This window comes from Pseudoalteromonas sp. SR41-4, from assembly GCF_014163985.1.
GTDB lineage: Bacteria > Pseudomonadota > Gammaproteobacteria > Enterobacterales > Alteromonadaceae > Pseudoalteromonas > Pseudoalteromonas rhizosphaerae.
In genome coordinates this window covers 115166-131945 of the sequence record NZ_JACJEI010000001.1, presented here as the reverse complement: position 1 = coordinate 131945, position 16780 = coordinate 115166, and the positions used below count along the sequence as shown (strand labels likewise).

Here is a 16780-nt window from a genome sequence, read left to right as displayed (position 1 = left end):
TTATTTAATTAGTTGACGAATATCGTTCCCTGTTGGTGCCTCATGGGCACGTAACGAAAAGGCGGGTAATATCGCTAATATATGGTCAAATATATCTGACTGAATATTTTCATACTCACCCCAATTAGTTGTATTGGTAAATGCATAAATCTCAATGGGTAAGCCATTTTTAGTTGGCTCTAGCTGCCTTACCATCAGTGTCATTCCCTGATGAATATGTGGATGCTGTTTTAATAGCGCGACTAAATAATGACGAAATGTGCCAACATTAGTGAGCCGACGACCATTTAACGTACAGCTCATATCTATTTTTTTCGTGGTATTTTGCTCGTTAATAGCCGGTAGGGTAATTTCGAGGTAGTGACTTAATAAATCTGCTTTTTTCAGCGCGGTGATCTCTTGCTCATCTAAAAAGCGCACACTGCTCATTTCTATATGGATACTCCGTTTTATGCGCCGCCCACCGGATTCTGACATACCGCGCCAGTTTTTAAATGAGTCAGAAATTAGCGCATAGGTTGGAATAGTGGTAATGGTTTTATCCCAATTTCTTACTTTAACTGTGGTCAAGGCTATATCAATCACATCACCATCTGCGCCGTATTTGGGCATTTCTAACCAATCACCAACCGCAAGCATATTGTTTGCTGAAAGCTGAATACCGGCCACCAGCCCTAAAATAGCGTCTTTAAACACCAGTAGCAGTACAGCCGATAGCGCACCTAAACCACTGAGTAATATTAACGGGGATTTATTCATTAATAATGAAATCGCTAAAATACCGGTTAATACGCTGGCGATCAGTTTAATTGTTTGTAAAAAACCACGTAATGGAAAGTGAGCTGCAATGGGTTGCCTGTCAGATATCGCTTGAAAAATATTGAGCAAAGAGAACAGCGAGAGCAGTGCAAATAAAATGATCCACTGATCAGTAAACATCTCAATGATATGTAAAAAAGCCGTTCCTTCTGGAACCCAGAACCTTGCTTGTATAACAACCACAGCACCTTGTAAAACAAAGGAAATATTACGTGTTAATTTAAGCGCTAAGTCGGCAGGTGTGTGGGTATCGGTTTGAACAACTTTATCACTAAAGCGGCCTTTAAGTAGTCGTTTTGAAACTGACCTTAAGATGAGGTGCAATATGAGCGCAAATAAGCCAACCCAGCACAGTACTAATATGTTGTACCATAAATGCGCACTCCCAGGAAAATAAAGACTAAACCATTGCAGTAAAAATTCTCGCAGCTGCGATCGTATTTCAGTCATTTATATTCCCAAGAGATTTATTTGCGTGAGTTTCATCTATTTAATGAAATCTAGTTAAGCAGATGGGGCGAGAAAAGTCTATTTAAGCCGCGCTTAAATAGACGTTTTAAAAATAATATTTATATTTTATTTTCAGCAAGTTGCAGAGTTAACTCCTCAAAAATACTCGGATCGTCAATGGTTGATGGAATTTGTAGTTCTTCACCATCAATAAGTTGACGTAAGTTTTTGCGTAAAATTTTACCTGAGCGTGTTTTTGGTAAGCGCTCTACACACATAATATTTTTAAGACACGCAATAGCGCCGATTTGATTACGCACGGTTTGCACCAATTGCTGCTCTACTTCTTTATGCGAGCCATGAAAATCATTTTTTAATACTACCATGGCCATCGGGTTTTGACCCTTGAGCGCATCATTAACACCAAATACGGCACACTCAGCAACCGCGGGATGAGCGGCTACAATTTCTTCCATTTCACCGGTTGATAAACGATGTCCCGCGACATTAATCACATCATCGGTGCGGCCCATAATAAATAGGTAGCCATCATCATCAATATAACCGCCGTCGCCAGAAAGATAATAGCCTTCATATTCACTTAAATAACCGGCTTTAAAGCGTTCGGTATTTTGCCAAATAGTGGGTAAACATCCTGGCGGTAAAGGCAGTTTAATAACGACTGCACCTTGTTCATTGGGGGCGCATTCGTCACCATTCATATCTAAAATACGTACGTCAAACCCAGGAGTCGCAACCGTTGAACTGCCTGCTTTTGTAGGTAGGTGCTCAATGCCGACAGGATTACAGGCTATCGCCCAACCAGTTTCTGTTTGCCACCAATGATCAAGCACAGGTAGGCCTGTTTTTTCTTTGAGCCAATCGTAGGTGGGGGGATCTAAGCGCTCGCCTGCTAAAAACAAGCGTTTCAGACTTGAAGTATCGTATTGTTTAAACCCATCGGCATTGGGATCTTCTTTTTTTATCGCTCTAAAGGCTGTCGGTGCGCTAAATAAAGCCGTTACTTTATACTGTTCAACCACTCGCCAAAATGCACTGGCATCTGGGGTTCTAACTGGTTTACCTTCAAATAAAATAGTGGCACAGCGGTACATAAGCGGGGCATACACTATGTACGAATGGCCTACAACCCAACCAATATCCGAAGCGGCCCAAAACACGTCACCGGGTTTCATTCCGTATACGGTTTCCATGCTGTAATGCATGGCAACGGCATGGCCGCCATTTTCACGAACAACTCCCTTGGGAGTACCCGTTGTGCCTGACGTGTATAAAATATAAAGCGGGTGATCGCCATTTACCGGAACAGGATCAACACCAGTAGCTGTTTGCATTGCAACAGCCCAGTCAATATCACGCTCAGGCATAAGTGGTGCAGTTACTTGTTCACGCTGATAAATAATACAATGTTCTACTTTATAAGAGGCTGATTCGAGCGCGTTATCAAGTAACTCTTTGTATTCAATTACGGTATTCACTTCTACACCGCAAGAGGCACTGAGTACTAACTTAGGCTTGGCGTCATCAATTCTTACGGCAAGCTCATGTGCTGCAAACCCGCCAAATACGACCGAATGAATAGCGCCGATGCGGGCGCAGGCTAACATACCAATTACGGCCTCGGGGATCATGGGCATATAAATAACCACGCGGTCGCCTTTTATTACGCCTAAAGACTGCATTACTCCTGCGAATTTAGCGACCTCTTGTTGTAGTTCAAAGTAGCTGTAGCTGCGCGCGGTATTGGTTACGGGTGAGTCATAAATTAACGCTGTTTCATCACCATGGCCGGCAATAACATGCTGATCTACCGCTAAAAAGCAGCTATTAAGTTGGCCGTCGGCAAACCAGTGATATAAACCGTTTTCATCTTGTGTGTAAGCTGTTTCGGGAGCCTGGTACCAAGGTAGGCGTTTACTTTGCGATAACCAAAACGCTGCCGGGTTTTGTTTAAACTCGTTGTAGTGTTGTTTGTATTCACCTGACATAAAGGCTCCTGAGCAAAATTTAATATAACTTTATTTAAAACTAAGCGCTTTTTATCAGGAGTGATATTCGACTATGGTCGGTTAAATAATGAACGGATTGTGTGGTTTTTAGCTAACGCTATGGTTTATAACGAACTAACGACTAGTTTGATGATTTAAATGAGGTAACATATAAAAATGATGAACTATTTAATGTGGTAATAATGAGTCAAGTTGTCAGAGTAGGCGTTGCAGTGATAGTAATGCATGATAATAAAATTTTACTCGGTGAGCGAATAGGCGCACATGGTGCAAATACCTGGGCAACCCCTGGGGGGCATTTAGAATTTGGTGAAACGGTTGAGCAATGTGCAGTGCGCGAAGTAGCAGAAGAGACAGGGCTTACTGTTACTAATATTCGTAAACTCGATTTTACCAACGATATTTTTAGCGCCGAGAACAAGCACTATATTACTTTATATGTACGGGCAAAGTATGAAGGTGGCGAGCCTGTGAATAAAGAGCCTAACAAATGTTTACAGTGGCGTTGGTGCGATATTAATAACTTACCTTCACCTTTATTTACTTCATTGAAAAATTACTTAACGCAAGGCGTTTTACCTACTCAATACTAAAGGCGCGTTGGAATAGGGAGTTGCCATTTATTTAAAATTTGTTGGTATTCACCGCTTTCTTTTATCGCGTTTAATCTATCAGTAATAATTTTCGCTGTTTGCGGGTTAAGCTGCTTACTTGCTGCAAAGTGAAGAGAAGAAGGTAGCTCATCTAAATGTATACGCTTAGTAATTAAGTTTGGGTCGAGCCCTGCTCGCTTTAACTCGTTTTCAAGGGTGAGGGTGTTAGTCACCACAAAATCGATACGATTTTTATACAGCATTCTCCATAGCTGCTGGTAGTAACTCACTAAGACTAAATTCTCACTTTCAGTAAAGCCTTGAGCTTCTAAATAAGCTTGTGCAGAATAACCGCGAATAGTGGCTACTTTGTATTCTTTGGCAAAGTTTAAGTGAATCACTTCATCGTTATGACTGCGTAAACTTACTAGGTATGCATCTGCAAAATACACTTTTCCCAGCCACTTAAACTGGCTGTTTCTGTTTGGTGTTTTTAACAGTGACAGCATGATGGCATTAGGATTGGCTTGTTGTTGTTGAAACATACGCGCCATCGGCATTATTTCAAACGTTGCTTTTAAAGCCGTGCCTTTTAATACTGCTTTAGCGATATCTACTAAGGCACCCTGCGCTTCACCTTGAGGGTTTTTAAAATGATAAGGGGGCAAATCTTCAGCGATGAAGGTAACCGGGTTTGCGTGACAGACCGCACTATAAAAAACCAATACAAAAACAGTTAACATCATACGCAAACGCATAAATAATTGTCTTTAAAGCAATACATGAGGCTAGTGTAAATAAAATCAATAAAAAGGTACACGTTAAATGTGTGTTTTAGGTAATCAAATTGTTTAATTATTGTTTTTTATAAATTGACGAGGTGAGCATTGATACCAGCGCTTAAAGGCGCGATTAAAAGAGCTTTGATCATTAAACCCCAAAATAGTTGCAATACTGCTTAGCGAATAATGAGGAATATATGTTAACAAACGGCGTTTTTGCTCTTGTTCAAGGAGAGCGGCAAAATTGGTGTTTTCTTGCTTTAGATGACGTTGCACTGTGCGCGGGGTCATATTTAAAGCACTAGCCGTTCTGATCAGTGAACAGTCCTGCAAATCATATTTAGCCATTAAAATATGATTAATTTTTTCTGTTAATAATTGCTGACTTTTAAACTGGGATAGCTGTTGCTCTGACATTTGCTTTAGCACAGCGTTAATCTGGGAGTTATCGGTTTTAAAAGGAAGGGTTAAGTAACTACTTGGAAACTCTACTTGATTAAAGTTAGCGCCAGCTTTTACTGGGCAATTAAACCATTGCGCTAATTGTTGTAACTCACTGTCTGAAAAATGTGCTGTAAAATAAACGCAACTAGGCGAAAGCTGAGGATTAAGCAGTTGGCGTATAACACTTACCCACGCGGTCATATTTCGTAATACGGCTTGTGGACTGCACTGTGGGTCTGCTAACCAGGTTACCTTGCAAAGTGTTTGTTGCTGTTCAAACTCAGCACGCCCTATGTTAGCCACTAAACTGTCGTAGCTCAGTAATGCAGTAATGGCACTGGCTAGATTAGTACTCGATTCAATTAAATACCCAAGTACACCAAAATCAGCGGTACGTATTTGTTTTCCTAACTCAAACCCAAATAAGGAGTCATTTAGCGTTTGCTGTGCATAACTAAGCAGCGCATTATAGCTTTTTAAGCTAATACGAGGCGCTAATTGTTGTGTTTGCTTATTTGTATATTCATCAAATTCAATGGCAGTTAGTATCTCTTGGCTATCTAATCCTGTGCTTTGAAGATAATCCAAACAGCTAGAAAAGTAATGATCGGCTAAGGTTTTCATTTGTCGCCTAAAGCTAAAAAATAGTCATCTAATCGCAAGTTTGCCATGTAATATTTTTATATGCTAGAGATCTATAAAAATAATAGGGGGCACACAATGATTGAGATAAACGTTAAACATAGTGTGGCAGCAACGCCTGAACAATTACGCACCTTATTATTAGTGCATGCTGATTTGGGGCGCTTTTTTAATGCGCAGTTTGAAGTGTTAACACCGCAAGACTTTGGTGAAATAAGTGGTGGAAAAGGCACCATTAGACAAATAAAAATGCAAGGTACAACATTTAAGGAGCAAATAATAACGGCCGATAATAGCCACATTTGTTACCGCATTTTAGGGGATAAACCCGTTGCACAGCACCGTGGTGATATTTACTTAAAAGCCAATAATACTCAGCCATCACTCACCGAGATCAGCTACCATATTCGTTGTATTGCGCCTTTTTGGTTACCCGACTTTATACTGGTTTTTTTTATAAAAAAAGATGTTAGCCAAGCACTTAAAAAAATAGCCAGCTATTTTCAGGAGAAACGTCATGAGCATTGAAATTATTTTATTGGCACTGAGCCCTATTTTTTTGCTGTTTGTAGGGGTTGAGTTTATAAAATTTAGACGTTACTACGATATAAAAGACAGCTTAGCCAACGCGTTACTTGCTTTATTACATCAAGGCGCTGATGCCATTGCGTTATTATTATTAATGCCGTTTTTTTATTGGCTGTATCAGTTTCGGCTATTTGATATTGAATCGACGCTATTTACTGTATTAGGCGCTTTTTTACTGCAAGACTTTTTATACTATTGGTTTCATCGTGCATCACACCATATTCATTGGTTATGGGCCGCTCATGTAGTGCATCATAGTTCTACTAAAATGAACTTTACCACGGCATTTAGACAAAGTTTAATGTATCCGCTGGCGGGAATGTGGCTATTTTGGTTGCCGATGATATTAATAGGCTTTGAGCCTGTGATTGTTTTTGCGGTGGTGGCACTTAATTTGGCTTATCAATTTTTTGTACACACGCAAGTGGTAAAAAAGCTCGGTTGGTTTGAAGCATTATTTAATACCCCATCGCATCATCGGGTGCACCACGCTATAAATAATGGCTACTTAGATAAAAACTTCGCTGGCGTTTTAATTATTTGGGATAAATTATTTGGCACTTATGTAGAAGAGGATGAAAACAAGCCCTGTAAATACGGCATTATTGGTCAATTAAACAGTAATAACCCAATCAAAATCACCTTTCATCAGTGGCAGTATTTATTTAAAAGTACTTACCAAGCTAAAGGGTTAAAAGCCAAGTTAAACGTGTTGTTTGGCTACCCAACAAGCTCTCAAAGTAGTAATAAGTAAGCCTATTTTTATATAAAAAAGCCAGGAGCAAATAGCATCACTCCTGGCTTATCTCACAGTAAAATTTAGTTATTTGGCCGTTGTGATCACTGTATCAATTAAGTGTACAACGCCATTGCTAGTGTAAATATCAGTGGTTGTTACATTGCTGCCAGCTACTTGTAGTGATGTAGCCGGTAAGCTTACTTGCCACCAAATATCGTTCACAGCTTGACCATTATTCTGACCAGCTGCCGTATCACCTGAGAAGGTATATAAAGGGCGGCCAAGGTAAGCGACTTGCATGCTGTCATCTGAGCGAGCAATCAATGATAAACCCGGAATATTTTCAATCGATGCCGCAGTGCCTAACACGGGTGGCCACGTTGTTGCACAAGCTGCTTCACATACGCTCATTGCCTCACCTAAGTCGTTATCAAATACATACACGGTTTTACCAGGCATAGCATCGGCCATACCCGTTACTAAACGATTATTTGTTGCATCATAAGCTACGCTGTCTGTTGCTGTATTTTCGGTACTGGTAAAATCTACCACGTTTACGCTTAGCATATTCTCAGCAAGTGTAGTGACCATTTTACCGTTAGCAGCAAACGCATCAGTACTACCTACTTGGGCAGCTAATACATGTTGAGTAAGTACGCCAGTAAGTGCAGTAGTGTCAGCTAATAAAGCATTTAAATCAGCGGTAGGAATTTTACTAAATGCCGCATTTGTTGGTGCGAATACCGTAAACGATTTAGTGGTATCGTTAAACGTATCAACTAACCCTGCTGCTTGCAGTGCTGTTACTAATGTAGATAATGCAGGCGTTTCTGTGGCAACTGTTGCAATAGTTTTAGTCGGTGTGCCGACTTCAGCCGGTGGCATAATCACTTTATTTAATACATGAATAACGCCGTTGTCAGCAGTTACATTCGCTGTAGTTACCGCCGCATCATTAATAAACAGTGAGCTGTCTACATACGATAAAGCAGCCATATCACCATTTGCCATTTCAACTTTGTTGTTCTCGCTGTTTGCAATGGTGGCTGCTGCATCAGATAGTACATTTGCATCTGCTACTACATGGTAAAGTAAAATATCACGAAGCGTGTCGGTATCTGCCAATAAAGCGTCAATAGTGTCTTGACCAAGGGCAGCAAATGCTGCGTCAGTAGGTGCAAATACCGTGAATGTGCTGATTGGATCGCTAACCAATGCGTCTAAACCTGTTGCTGAGAGTGCAGCGAGTAATGTAGTAAAGCTGCCATTTTCACTTGCAACATCCGCAATTGTGCCAAAACTCTCTGGTAGGGCAACGTCAGCAACAATCACAGAGTCAATTACGTGAACAATGCCATTAGTTGTTTTTATATCAGTTATTACCACATTAGCGCCGCCAAACATCAAGATGTTGGTGTCTGCGTTAATTGAAATAGGTAAAGTATTACCAAGCAGTGTTTCAGCTGATTGACCGTTTAGAGACATTGCGGTTACTGAATCAATAGAGCCAGTTAACACATGTTGTTTTAGAATATTGCCGAGTACATCTGGATTAGCTAATAGGGTGTTTATCATTTTGCTACCAACAGCTTCAAATGCAGCGTCTGTTGGGGCAAATACAGTATACTCCTTTGAATTATCCGACAATGCAGCTGTTAAACCCGCAACATCAAGCACTGTGAGTAACGTACTAAAATTACCAGCTTGTTGCGCTGTTTCAACAATATTTTTCGTTGGCGCAGTTTCAGAAACTTCTTTAGGCATTAAAACAGCATCAATGACGTGGATAATACCGTTATCAGTTTCAATATCAGTCATGGTAACGGTGCTTGTGTTTACTAACAGCGTATCGCCATTTAAAGATAGAGCAATATTTTGACCATTGACAGTTGCAACCGTTGTGCCTGCGAGGCTAATTGCTGTTTGTGCATCAACACTACCTGATAAAACATGATAGGTTAATATTGAACTAAGCTTGTCAGTATCAGCTAATAAAGCGTTGATTTTGTCTTCACCTAGTAATGCAAAAGCCGCATCGGTGGGAGCAAATACTGTGTAACTATTCGTTGCATCATCAAGAGTCTCGTCAAGACCTGTTGCTTCTAAAGCTGCAACGAGTGTAGTGAAATCATCAGAACTTTGTGCAGCATCAAAAATGGTAGTAATTGGTTGTGGGTCAGTACTTACAGGTACGTTATCATCGTCATTACAGCCTTGGATCAGTAACAAGGGAAGTATGACTGCGCATAGCTTAAATACTTTATTCATAATTTTTCCTTTAATTGAATGTTACAGTGTTATAGCTGTGTGAACATTACGTAAGGGAAGCTATAACTGATCAAAAAAAGGCCTGTTATTTTTTGTTTTGGGATATCGTTAAGATTTTATTAGACTATTTAGAAAAAATTCAGGTTACTAAGGATTTGGCGCCCCTAATAAAAATAAATACGCTGCAGATATACACGGATGAAGAATACACACATTCCTAAAGCGCCAGTAAAGTCATCAACACTGTGCTCGATGTAATAACCATAAAATATGATGACAGAGCTTGCAAGAAAGCCAATGGCAAAGCTGTCGGCTAGGCGTATATTGATAAATAAGTATTGCTACTATGACTCTTCGGGAATGACATAAACTAGACAATAAGGCCTATCAAAGCTGCTGATACCATGATAGGAATTAATAATTTTGGATTGACGAATTTTAATAATAAAAATTTACTTTTAGCGCGCACATCACAAACCATAGCTCTCGCATTTAATAGCACAAAACAGATGTTGTTAATGTTATATAAATTGCAATTTATGTATAATGCAGCATATTTCATATGTTAAAAGTTATTAATGAAGGTAATTTATGTCCAACTGTTTGCACTTGGCAATACCGGCAGGTGATCTCGAAAAAGCGAAAATATTTTATTGTGACGTACTTGGCTGTAAAACGGGCAATAGTGAAGCAGGGCGATGGGTAGACATTGATTTTTGGGGTAACGAGTTAACGCTTCACCAAAGCGAAGAGCGCTTACCAACGGTACGTCATGATGTTGATATGGGCGCGGTGGCAGTCCCTCACTTTGGCATTCATCTATCAGAAGATCAATTTCAAGCTTTAAAAACGCGCATTGCGGCTGCTGGTCTCGAATATTTAGATAAACCATACCGTCGTTTTGTTGGCAATGAATTTGAACAAGAGACGTTTTTTATTGAAGATCCAAACGGCAATGTTTTAGAAATGAAAACTATGGTAAACCCAGAAGTCTTATTCAAAAAAGACGAGTAATGATTATGCGCCTAAACGATTACTTTAGGCGTTTTCTCTTGTGTAGGTTTGCTTAGCCTGCGCTTTTCGTAATGACTTTTTTTGATACATTGCTTCATCACCGGCTTTTAAAACCTCATCTAAATTTTTAGGCGCTTCGCTATAGTTTATTTGCCCTACGCTTGCGTAAATAGCGATGGTGTTGCCTTGGTGCTCTAAGCTAAGCGCATTTAACTTTTGTTCAAGAGTCGCAACTCGTTGGTTAATTTTATCTTTGCTGGTAAATAATGCCATAGCCACAAACTCATCCCCGCCTAAGCGTCCAACCGCATCTTCACTGCGCATATGGTTATTAATCAATTGCGCTACTTTGCTTAACACTTTATCGCCAACATCATGGCCATAACTATCATTTATTACTTTAAAGCGGTCTAAGTCTATATATAAAAAACACAGGATACCGCCTTGTTGAGCATGTTGAGTTAATAAGTCGTTTGCTTTTAAGCTCCAACCGCGACGATTATGTATATGACAAAGGGGGTCGTAATTAGCGTGTCGTTCAGCCTGTTTTTTTGCATAACTGAGTCTTTGTAAGCGCTTGGCCACGGCGATGGCCAGTAGTAATGACTCAAGAGTAAAAGCAATCACAAACCCATAACGTTGAATAAAAGGGCTGTATTCGGTGAGTAATATTCTAAAAGTCATGCTAATAAATACACAGCTTAAGGCTATAAAAACTAAGCCTGCCTCATTCACACCTTGCTTAGCTTGCACGGCTGAGAGTATAAAAATACTCATTACAATCAATAATGACAAGTAGCCTGTAATCGCTGAGGTGAGATTAGCAATAGCGGGTAAATCTAAAGCTACTCTTTGTAAGCACAAGGTAAGTACACACAAAGCGGCAATTTTTAATAAGTGACTCACTTTTGGCCAATATTGCGGCAATGCTAATATTGCGCACATAAACCAAGTCGCACTCACAACAGTTAAACCAATACTTAATGAATAAAGGTTTCTGATAAGCTCGGAAAACTGATTTTGAGCAAATAAATAGGGTTGACCTTCTTGTAAAAAGATAAAGCTAGCAATACAAAAAAGGTATGCACCATACTGTTTGAAAATAGCATCTTTAATACCATAACCTATTATTAGTACATAAAAAATAAGTGTGGCACACAAGCCATAAAACACTCCGAAAATTAAATTATATAACTGAACTCTTTCAATAAACTGCTGTGTATTTAACCACGTAAAGCGAGGGGTGTAGCTATTTGTTACTGTTACAGTGAGCTGTGCGTGAAAGCTGCCTTGTTCCATCAAAATAGCCATTTGATTTGTTTTTAAGGGAGCTTTTAATGCGCCATCTTGTTGCCACGAAAAGCTCTTAAGTGCAGGGCGAGTAAAAGTGAATACACCACTTTGACTTAGTGTACATACTAATTCAAATTGGTTAACCCCTTTTACTAGTCTTATGTCTGATGCAACACTTTGCAATAACGGGGTTGATACATTGTTTGCAATAGCTGTTAAATAACAGTTATCTTCAGCGAAAGCTGCGCCGCTCAATAGCAGAGTAATAAAAGCCAATATGATACCGTTGAACCTGAGGAAGCGGGAGCTTGGGAAGAGGAAGCTATTCCTTATTTTCACGGTAGTATTGCGCATAAGTGAGACATAAAAATAATAATTACCTCATACTAGCAAAGCTAGTTTGCTTTACTAGTAAATATTGATAAGAAATAGTGACCTAGGCTGCAGTTAGTTGAACTTCGACTGGCTTCGGGTTAAGTTGTTCTGATAAGTTATTGCTTTAAAATAAACTGGTAGTTTTTTACTTGCTTGAGATCGGGGGGTTGATCACCCTTGGTGGATCTAAAGTAATTGATCGCATTAAAAAGGATTTTCATGAAAATAAAAACAACAATAGTTAATCGTACTTTATTATGCGCTTTATTAATTGCGCCTACCTTAAGTGTAGCTGAATTACCGGTTTCTCCTCAAACCCCAGGGCAATGGCGCAGTGTTAGTGAGCTTGATATTGAAGCCGCTTACGGCATATCGGTACAAAACCACCCTGGTATGTTTGATGTTAACAACCCAGCCTTTCCTGAACTATTAAAGCAAGCAAAAGCAGAGGCACTTGCACTATCAATTCAGGCCAGTGGTGCACAAGCTCATGTTGCGGCTATAGCGCGCTTTAGTACTATTTTACAAGATGGCCATGCAGGGGCTTTTTCAAGCGTTGAACGATCTGCTCGTCGTTGGCCTGGTTTTAGTGCCGTTTGGCGGGGTGATGCATTAAAAGTGTATTACAGTGAAACAGATAATATAAATAAAGGTGATGTGATAAGTGGTTGCGATGGGCAAAGTACCGAGACTTTAATGCGAAAAAGAGTGTTTAAATTTCATGGACAGGTTACACAACCTGGGCATTGGTGGCAGCAAGGTTGGCGGTTACTAATTGATGATGGTAACCCATTTTTAACACCTCTAAAAGAATGTCAATTTATTAAAGCTAATGGGCAAGCTTACAGTAAAACCCTTGATTGGTCTGTTCGGCCAAAGAGTGTAAGTAAGCATTTAACACATGCCTATAATGGGGATGAGCTTACAACCGATTTAACTTGGCCTGCGCAAAACATAGCGTGGATTGCTATGCCCAGTTTTGCAAATAACGATAAGCAAACTCATGATTACAACAACCTGTATAAAAAAGTGACTGAACAACGTACTAAGTTACTCAGTGCAAAAACGGTGGTTTTAGATCTTCGTCATAACCAAGGTGGCTCGTCTTATTGGAGCTTAAAGCTTGCAAAAGTGTTGTGGGGTGAGCAAGTTGTTGAACAAAAAATGGATAACTACTCAAAAAATAGCCGGGTTTGGTGGAGAGCGTCAAAAGATAATACTAACTATGTTAAATCGTTAATTGAAGTGGTGAAAGATCAACCTGAAGTCCATAAAGAGATTAAAGAAATAGCTGCAGGTATGGCAAAGTCACTTGAAAACAATAAGCCATTTTATATAGAAGCAAAGCAAAGCAAATCAAATCAAAGCGAAAATACATCGCTAGTGAGTGACTTTAAAACACAGGTTTTTGTTATTGTGCCGCCACAGTGTGCAAGTGCCTGTCTTGACGCCATTGATGTATTTAAGCAGTTTTCAAACACTCAGTTATTTGGCGCGCCAAGCAGTGCTGACTCATTGTATATGGATGTTCGACTAGCCGAGTTACCCTCAGGGTTAGGTAAAGTTATTATCCCTAATAAAGTGTATGTTGATAGAGCAAGAGGAAAGGGCGATTACTATAAGCCCGATATTGCCTATAACGATATTGATTGGACAACCGATAAGCTATTAGAAAAAATTAAACAGTTATAAAAAAAGCCGCTCAATGAGCGGCTGGAATGTTTAATTACTTAGGTTTATTAAAAGGTATAGCGTGCACCAATTGCGTAGCGTGGACCATACTGGCGAGCAAATAAGAACTGCTCTTCGTAACGGCCATAGCCTTGCTCGGTTTCATTATTGAGGTTTATACCTTCAAAGAATACCGTCACATTCTCGTTAACGTCATAATTTACGCTCATATCCCACTGGCCATATGTTTTAGCATATTGTGGTGGTGCATCAGCAGAACCTTGTGCTTGGCCTACACCAATAAGGTATGAATCGCGCCATGCGTAAGTCAGTTTTACTGATAAGCCATCTTTTTCGTAAAACGCTTGGAAGTTAGCTGAATCACTTAAGCCCGTTAACGGAGCTTGTTGGTCTAAGCTGTCTGTATCAAATTCAACATCTCCGTCGACAAATGTAGCATTAACACCGACACCAAAGCCTGTTTCGCCAATTAAGTGCTGTACTGCCACTTCAAAACCATCGACTGATTTGCTATCGGTATTTTGTGGTTGGCTAATGTTCCAAGTAATAAGCGGATCGTTACTATTTGGTTCAATTTGACCATTGACATTACCATCACCATTAGCAAGCATTTGTGCAAAAATGGCATCGGTTGTTGCTTGCTCACCACGTGCCTCAATATCACTCACAGCTTGTAAATAGCGCGGGCCATTTAAAATATCATATAAGCCTTCAATGGTTGTTGGGGTAATGGTGGTTTGAATAAAGTTATCAACGTCCTTTTTAAAGTAACCTACAGATGCATAACTGCCTTCTGCGTAGTAATACTCTAAAGATAAATCAAGATTTGTTGATTCAAACGGTAATAGCCCCGTGTTACCTTGACTACCTACGCGTGATCCCGGTTTTGGACTGCCTGTTAGTGAACGACCGCCAGCTAAATCGCCCAAAGGTGCACGCGACATTGTTTTGCCCCACGATACGCGAGCAACCACGTCATCAGTTAGGTCAACACTTAAGTCAATTGATGGCAGTAAAATATCATAACTGCCTTCTTGCACTAAGAAGTTATCATCGCCACCTGCTGAATATTGAGTGATCCACTCTGAAGCGCTTATCCAATTAACTTGTTGTTCAACACGCTGACGAACAGAGCTGGTTACATCGGTTTCTTCGTAGCGAAGACCTGCGTTTACTTTAACGTAGTAATTACTAACGTCAAACTCCCAACGTGATTGAACATAAATACTGTTGGTAATTTCCTCAACCGAGCTTTGACTGTCAATGCCATCAAGATAGGCATTAGGTGCATAAGCATCGCCGCCTGTTACATCAGCGGTTAAGTATGCCATTTGTCTTGCTACGGCTTCGTCAAAATCATAGCTGTAGTAATAGTTTGGTTGTAAATTGCTACCGCCACCGGCAAATTGATCTAATAATCCTGAGGTATCATGAAGTGTAAACATACCATCTGGGAAAATTTCAGTGTAAGAAGGGTTAAAACCAGGGCCACCAACTAAGCCACTCCATGCCTCATAACCACCAGTGTTTTGCTCTGTGCGCGAACCACCAAACTTAACTTCAATTAAACCGATGTCAAAACTTTCATTTATCCAACTTGCATGTAGTTGAAGTTGTTCAATATTTGATTCCCCCGGTGAATGAATAAACTGGCTAAAGTTTGAATCAATCTCACCTGGGCTTAATACATTCGTGCCGTTTTTCCAATTAACTTGCGTATGCGGAACTTCGCCAGTGCGGTAATCATAAATTTTATTAACAAGCTGATCAGAACCTAAAATAACTTGCCCATCACTACCTAGACCTTTGTCTGCGCCATTGTCGGTTTCGTTTTTAGAATCATGGTAGTCAAGCTCAATTTTCCATGTATCATTAATTTGCCAATCTAAATTTAAACCGATAGAACGAGCTTTTACTTCAGTGGTGTTTTTACTCGAGGTAAATGACGCATCGTTACCACTTATATCTGCATAAATAGCGGTGCCATTTTCATCTAGCTCGTAACCGTTAATATTACTGCCAAAGTCGTTCCAAATACCCCAGCCGAGAGTTTTTGACCCTGTTGTAGCCTCACTTGCTGTGTAATCAAGGGTGGCCACAAAATTATCAGTGGGTGCAAATTGCAGTGTTACTTGCCCATTGGTACGCTCACGTTGTAAATCTTCAATAGCGTAGTTCATGTCTTTTGCAAAAAAATGATTACCTACGCGATTACCGTCTGCATCAACTGGGCGAGCATCAATAAATTTATCTTCTGAAAGAGTCGGTAAATCTACATTAGCTTGCCAACCTTGAATATTAGCACTTTGTTTTTGAAAGTCGCGCTGTTGATGCGAGAATGAAAAGCCAATACCAAACATTTCATCATTAAAGGTATTGCTGTAAATAGCTGATATTTCAGGTGTTACATCGCTACCAACTTCATTTGATGAGTCATGAATTGCTTTTGCTGTTGCTGAAAAGTGCTGCCCAGGTCTTTGCAGAGGGCGCGATGTTGAAATATTAACTGTCGCACCTAAACCACCGCTAGGCACATCAGCACGGGCAGTTTTAAATACTTCTAAGGCACTTACACCTTCTGAGGCGATGTTTTCAAGATTATACGAACGAGAGTTACCCGTTCCAGGCATTTGGCGACCGTTAAGTGTTACCAAATTAAATGAAGGGCCAAAACCACGGACTGTAATTTGGCTACCTTCGCCGTTTGCACGACTCACCGATACACCCGTAATGCGTTGTAGTGATTCAGCTAAGTTGGTATCTGGGAATTTCCCCATTTCTTCGGCAGAAATTGCATCGACTACCCCAGATGCATCGCGTTTCATGTCCATAGAGCGGATCAGTGAACCACGTATACCTTTAATTTGTATTACTTCGATTTCAGGTTCGGCAGTACTTTCTTGCGCAGCGTTAGCGAAGTTAAATGTGCTTGCAGCGATGATAAGTGACACAGAAGCCGCTATTTGGCTTTTTTTAAACTTATTTGTGTTCATAATTGCTCTGCTTTTTACTAAATTTTTTACGGTAAGTAGGTGCTTATACGCACCTACC

The 16780-nt window shown here is 40.1% G+C and carries 12 protein-coding genes; 5 read left to right on the top strand and 7 right to left on the bottom strand.

Annotated elements, in window-relative coordinates; translation table 11 throughout:
- Positions 1-1269, bottom strand: coding sequence for a mechanosensitive ion channel family protein (locus H5180_RS00455; RefSeq protein ID WP_182757435.1), 1269 nt, complete (start codon positions 1267-1269; stop codon positions 1-3).
- A gap of 119 nt (positions 1270-1388) precedes the next feature.
- Positions 1389-3278: a propionyl-CoA synthetase gene (locus tag H5180_RS00450; RefSeq protein ID WP_182757434.1), complete on the bottom strand. Its 1890-nt coding sequence runs from the start codon at positions 3276-3278 to the stop codon at positions 1389-1391.
- 203 nt (positions 3279-3481) lie between these two features.
- Between H5180_RS00450 and H5180_RS00445 the strand changes: the two genes are divergently transcribed.
- Complete coding sequence (locus H5180_RS00445; RefSeq protein ID WP_096038737.1) at positions 3482-3892, top strand: NUDIX hydrolase; 411 nt, start codon at positions 3482-3484, stop codon at positions 3890-3892.
- On the opposite strand, the gene H5180_RS00440 is transcribed toward H5180_RS00445, so the two are convergent.
- Positions 3889-4650, bottom strand: coding sequence for an ABC transporter substrate-binding protein (locus tag H5180_RS00440; protein ID WP_182757433.1), 762 nt, complete (start codon positions 4648-4650; stop codon positions 3889-3891). The two genes, H5180_RS00445 and H5180_RS00440, sit on opposite strands and share 4 nt — an antisense overlap.
- A gap of 93 nt (positions 4651-4743) precedes the next feature.
- Positions 4744-5742 carry an AraC family transcriptional regulator gene (locus H5180_RS00435; RefSeq protein WP_182757432.1) on the bottom strand — a complete coding sequence of 333 codons (999 nt, stop codon included), beginning with the start codon at positions 5740-5742 and terminating at the stop codon, positions 4744-4746.
- A gap of 96 nt (positions 5743-5838) precedes the next feature.
- Between H5180_RS00435 and H5180_RS00430 the strand changes: the two genes are divergently transcribed.
- Together H5180_RS00430 and H5180_RS00425 are read left to right on the top strand one after the other, a co-directional pair.
- Positions 5839-6288, top strand: a complete 450-nt coding sequence (locus H5180_RS00430) for an SRPBCC family protein (protein ID WP_182757431.1) — start codon at positions 5839-5841, stop codon at positions 6286-6288.
- The gene (locus H5180_RS00425) at positions 6278-7102 is read left to right on the top strand and encodes a sterol desaturase family protein (protein ID WP_182757430.1); all 825 of its coding nucleotides are present in this window, start codon (positions 6278-6280) and stop codon (positions 7100-7102) included. The genes H5180_RS00430 and H5180_RS00425 overlap by 11 nt, the downstream gene beginning before the upstream one ends.
- Positions 7103-7171: 69 nt before the next feature.
- Here the strand turns inward: H5180_RS00425 and H5180_RS00420 are convergent, their stop codons facing one another.
- On the bottom strand, positions 7172-9355 hold the full coding sequence (locus H5180_RS00420; protein ID WP_182757429.1) for a fasciclin domain-containing protein: 2184 nt from the start codon (positions 9353-9355) through the stop codon (positions 7172-7174).
- A 591-nt stretch (positions 9356-9946) separates the two neighbouring features.
- Here H5180_RS00420 and H5180_RS00415 point away from each other — a divergent pair.
- Complete coding sequence (locus H5180_RS00415; RefSeq protein WP_182757428.1) at positions 9947-10369, top strand: VOC family protein; 423 nt, start codon at positions 9947-9949, stop codon at positions 10367-10369.
- Between the two features lie 24 nt (positions 10370-10393).
- Here the strand turns inward: H5180_RS00415 and H5180_RS00410 are convergent, their stop codons facing one another.
- Positions 10394-11938, bottom strand: a complete 1545-nt coding sequence (locus H5180_RS00410) for a diguanylate cyclase (protein WP_259399508.1) — start codon at positions 11936-11938, stop codon at positions 10394-10396.
- Between the two features lie 318 nt (positions 11939-12256).
- On the opposite strand from H5180_RS00410, the gene H5180_RS00405 reads away from it, so the two are divergent.
- Complete coding sequence (locus H5180_RS00405; protein ID WP_182757427.1) at positions 12257-13729, top strand: S41 family peptidase; 1473 nt, start codon at positions 12257-12259, stop codon at positions 13727-13729.
- A 47-nt stretch (positions 13730-13776) separates the two neighbouring features.
- On the opposite strand, the gene H5180_RS00400 is transcribed toward H5180_RS00405, so the two are convergent.
- Entirely contained in the window at positions 13777-16722 is a 2946-nt protein-coding gene (locus H5180_RS00400; RefSeq protein ID WP_182730915.1) for a TonB-dependent receptor, read from the bottom strand.
- Positions 16723-16780: the final 58 nt, after the last annotated feature.

What these genes read in the sequence shown, in the direction of transcription:
- H5180_RS00455 (WP_182757435.1), bottom strand. Translation starts at nt 1,269, where the DNA reads ATGACTGAAATACGATCGCAGCTGCGAGAATTTTTACTGCAATGGTTT.
- H5180_RS00450 (WP_182757434.1), bottom strand. Translation starts at nt 3,278, where the DNA reads ATGTCAGGTGAATACAAACAACACTACAACGAGTTTAAACAAAACCCG.
- H5180_RS00445 (WP_096038737.1), top strand. Translation starts at nt 3,482, where the DNA reads ATGAGTCAAGTTGTCAGAGTAGGCGTTGCAGTGATAGTAATGCATGAT.
- H5180_RS00440 (WP_182757433.1), bottom strand. Translation starts at nt 4,650, where the DNA reads ATGCGTTTGCGTATGATGTTAACTGTTTTTGTATTGGTTTTTTATAGT.
- H5180_RS00435 (WP_182757432.1), bottom strand. Translation starts at nt 5,742, where the DNA reads ATGAAAACCTTAGCCGATCATTACTTTTCTAGCTGTTTGGATTATCTT.
- H5180_RS00430 (WP_182757431.1), top strand. Translation starts at nt 5,839, where the DNA reads ATGATTGAGATAAACGTTAAACATAGTGTGGCAGCAACGCCTGAACAA.
- H5180_RS00425 (WP_182757430.1), top strand. Translation starts at nt 6,278, where the DNA reads ATGAGCATTGAAATTATTTTATTGGCACTGAGCCCTATTTTTTTGCTG.
- H5180_RS00420 (WP_182757429.1), bottom strand. Translation starts at nt 9,355, where the DNA reads ATGAATAAAGTATTTAAGCTATGCGCAGTCATACTTCCCTTGTTACTG.
- H5180_RS00415 (WP_182757428.1), top strand. Translation starts at nt 9,947, where the DNA reads ATGTCCAACTGTTTGCACTTGGCAATACCGGCAGGTGATCTCGAAAAA.
- H5180_RS00405 (WP_182757427.1), top strand. Translation starts at nt 12,257, where the DNA reads ATGAAAATAAAAACAACAATAGTTAATCGTACTTTATTATGCGCTTTA.
- H5180_RS00400 (WP_182730915.1), bottom strand. Translation starts at nt 16,722, where the DNA reads ATGAACACAAATAAGTTTAAAAAAAGCCAAATAGCGGCTTCTGTGTCA.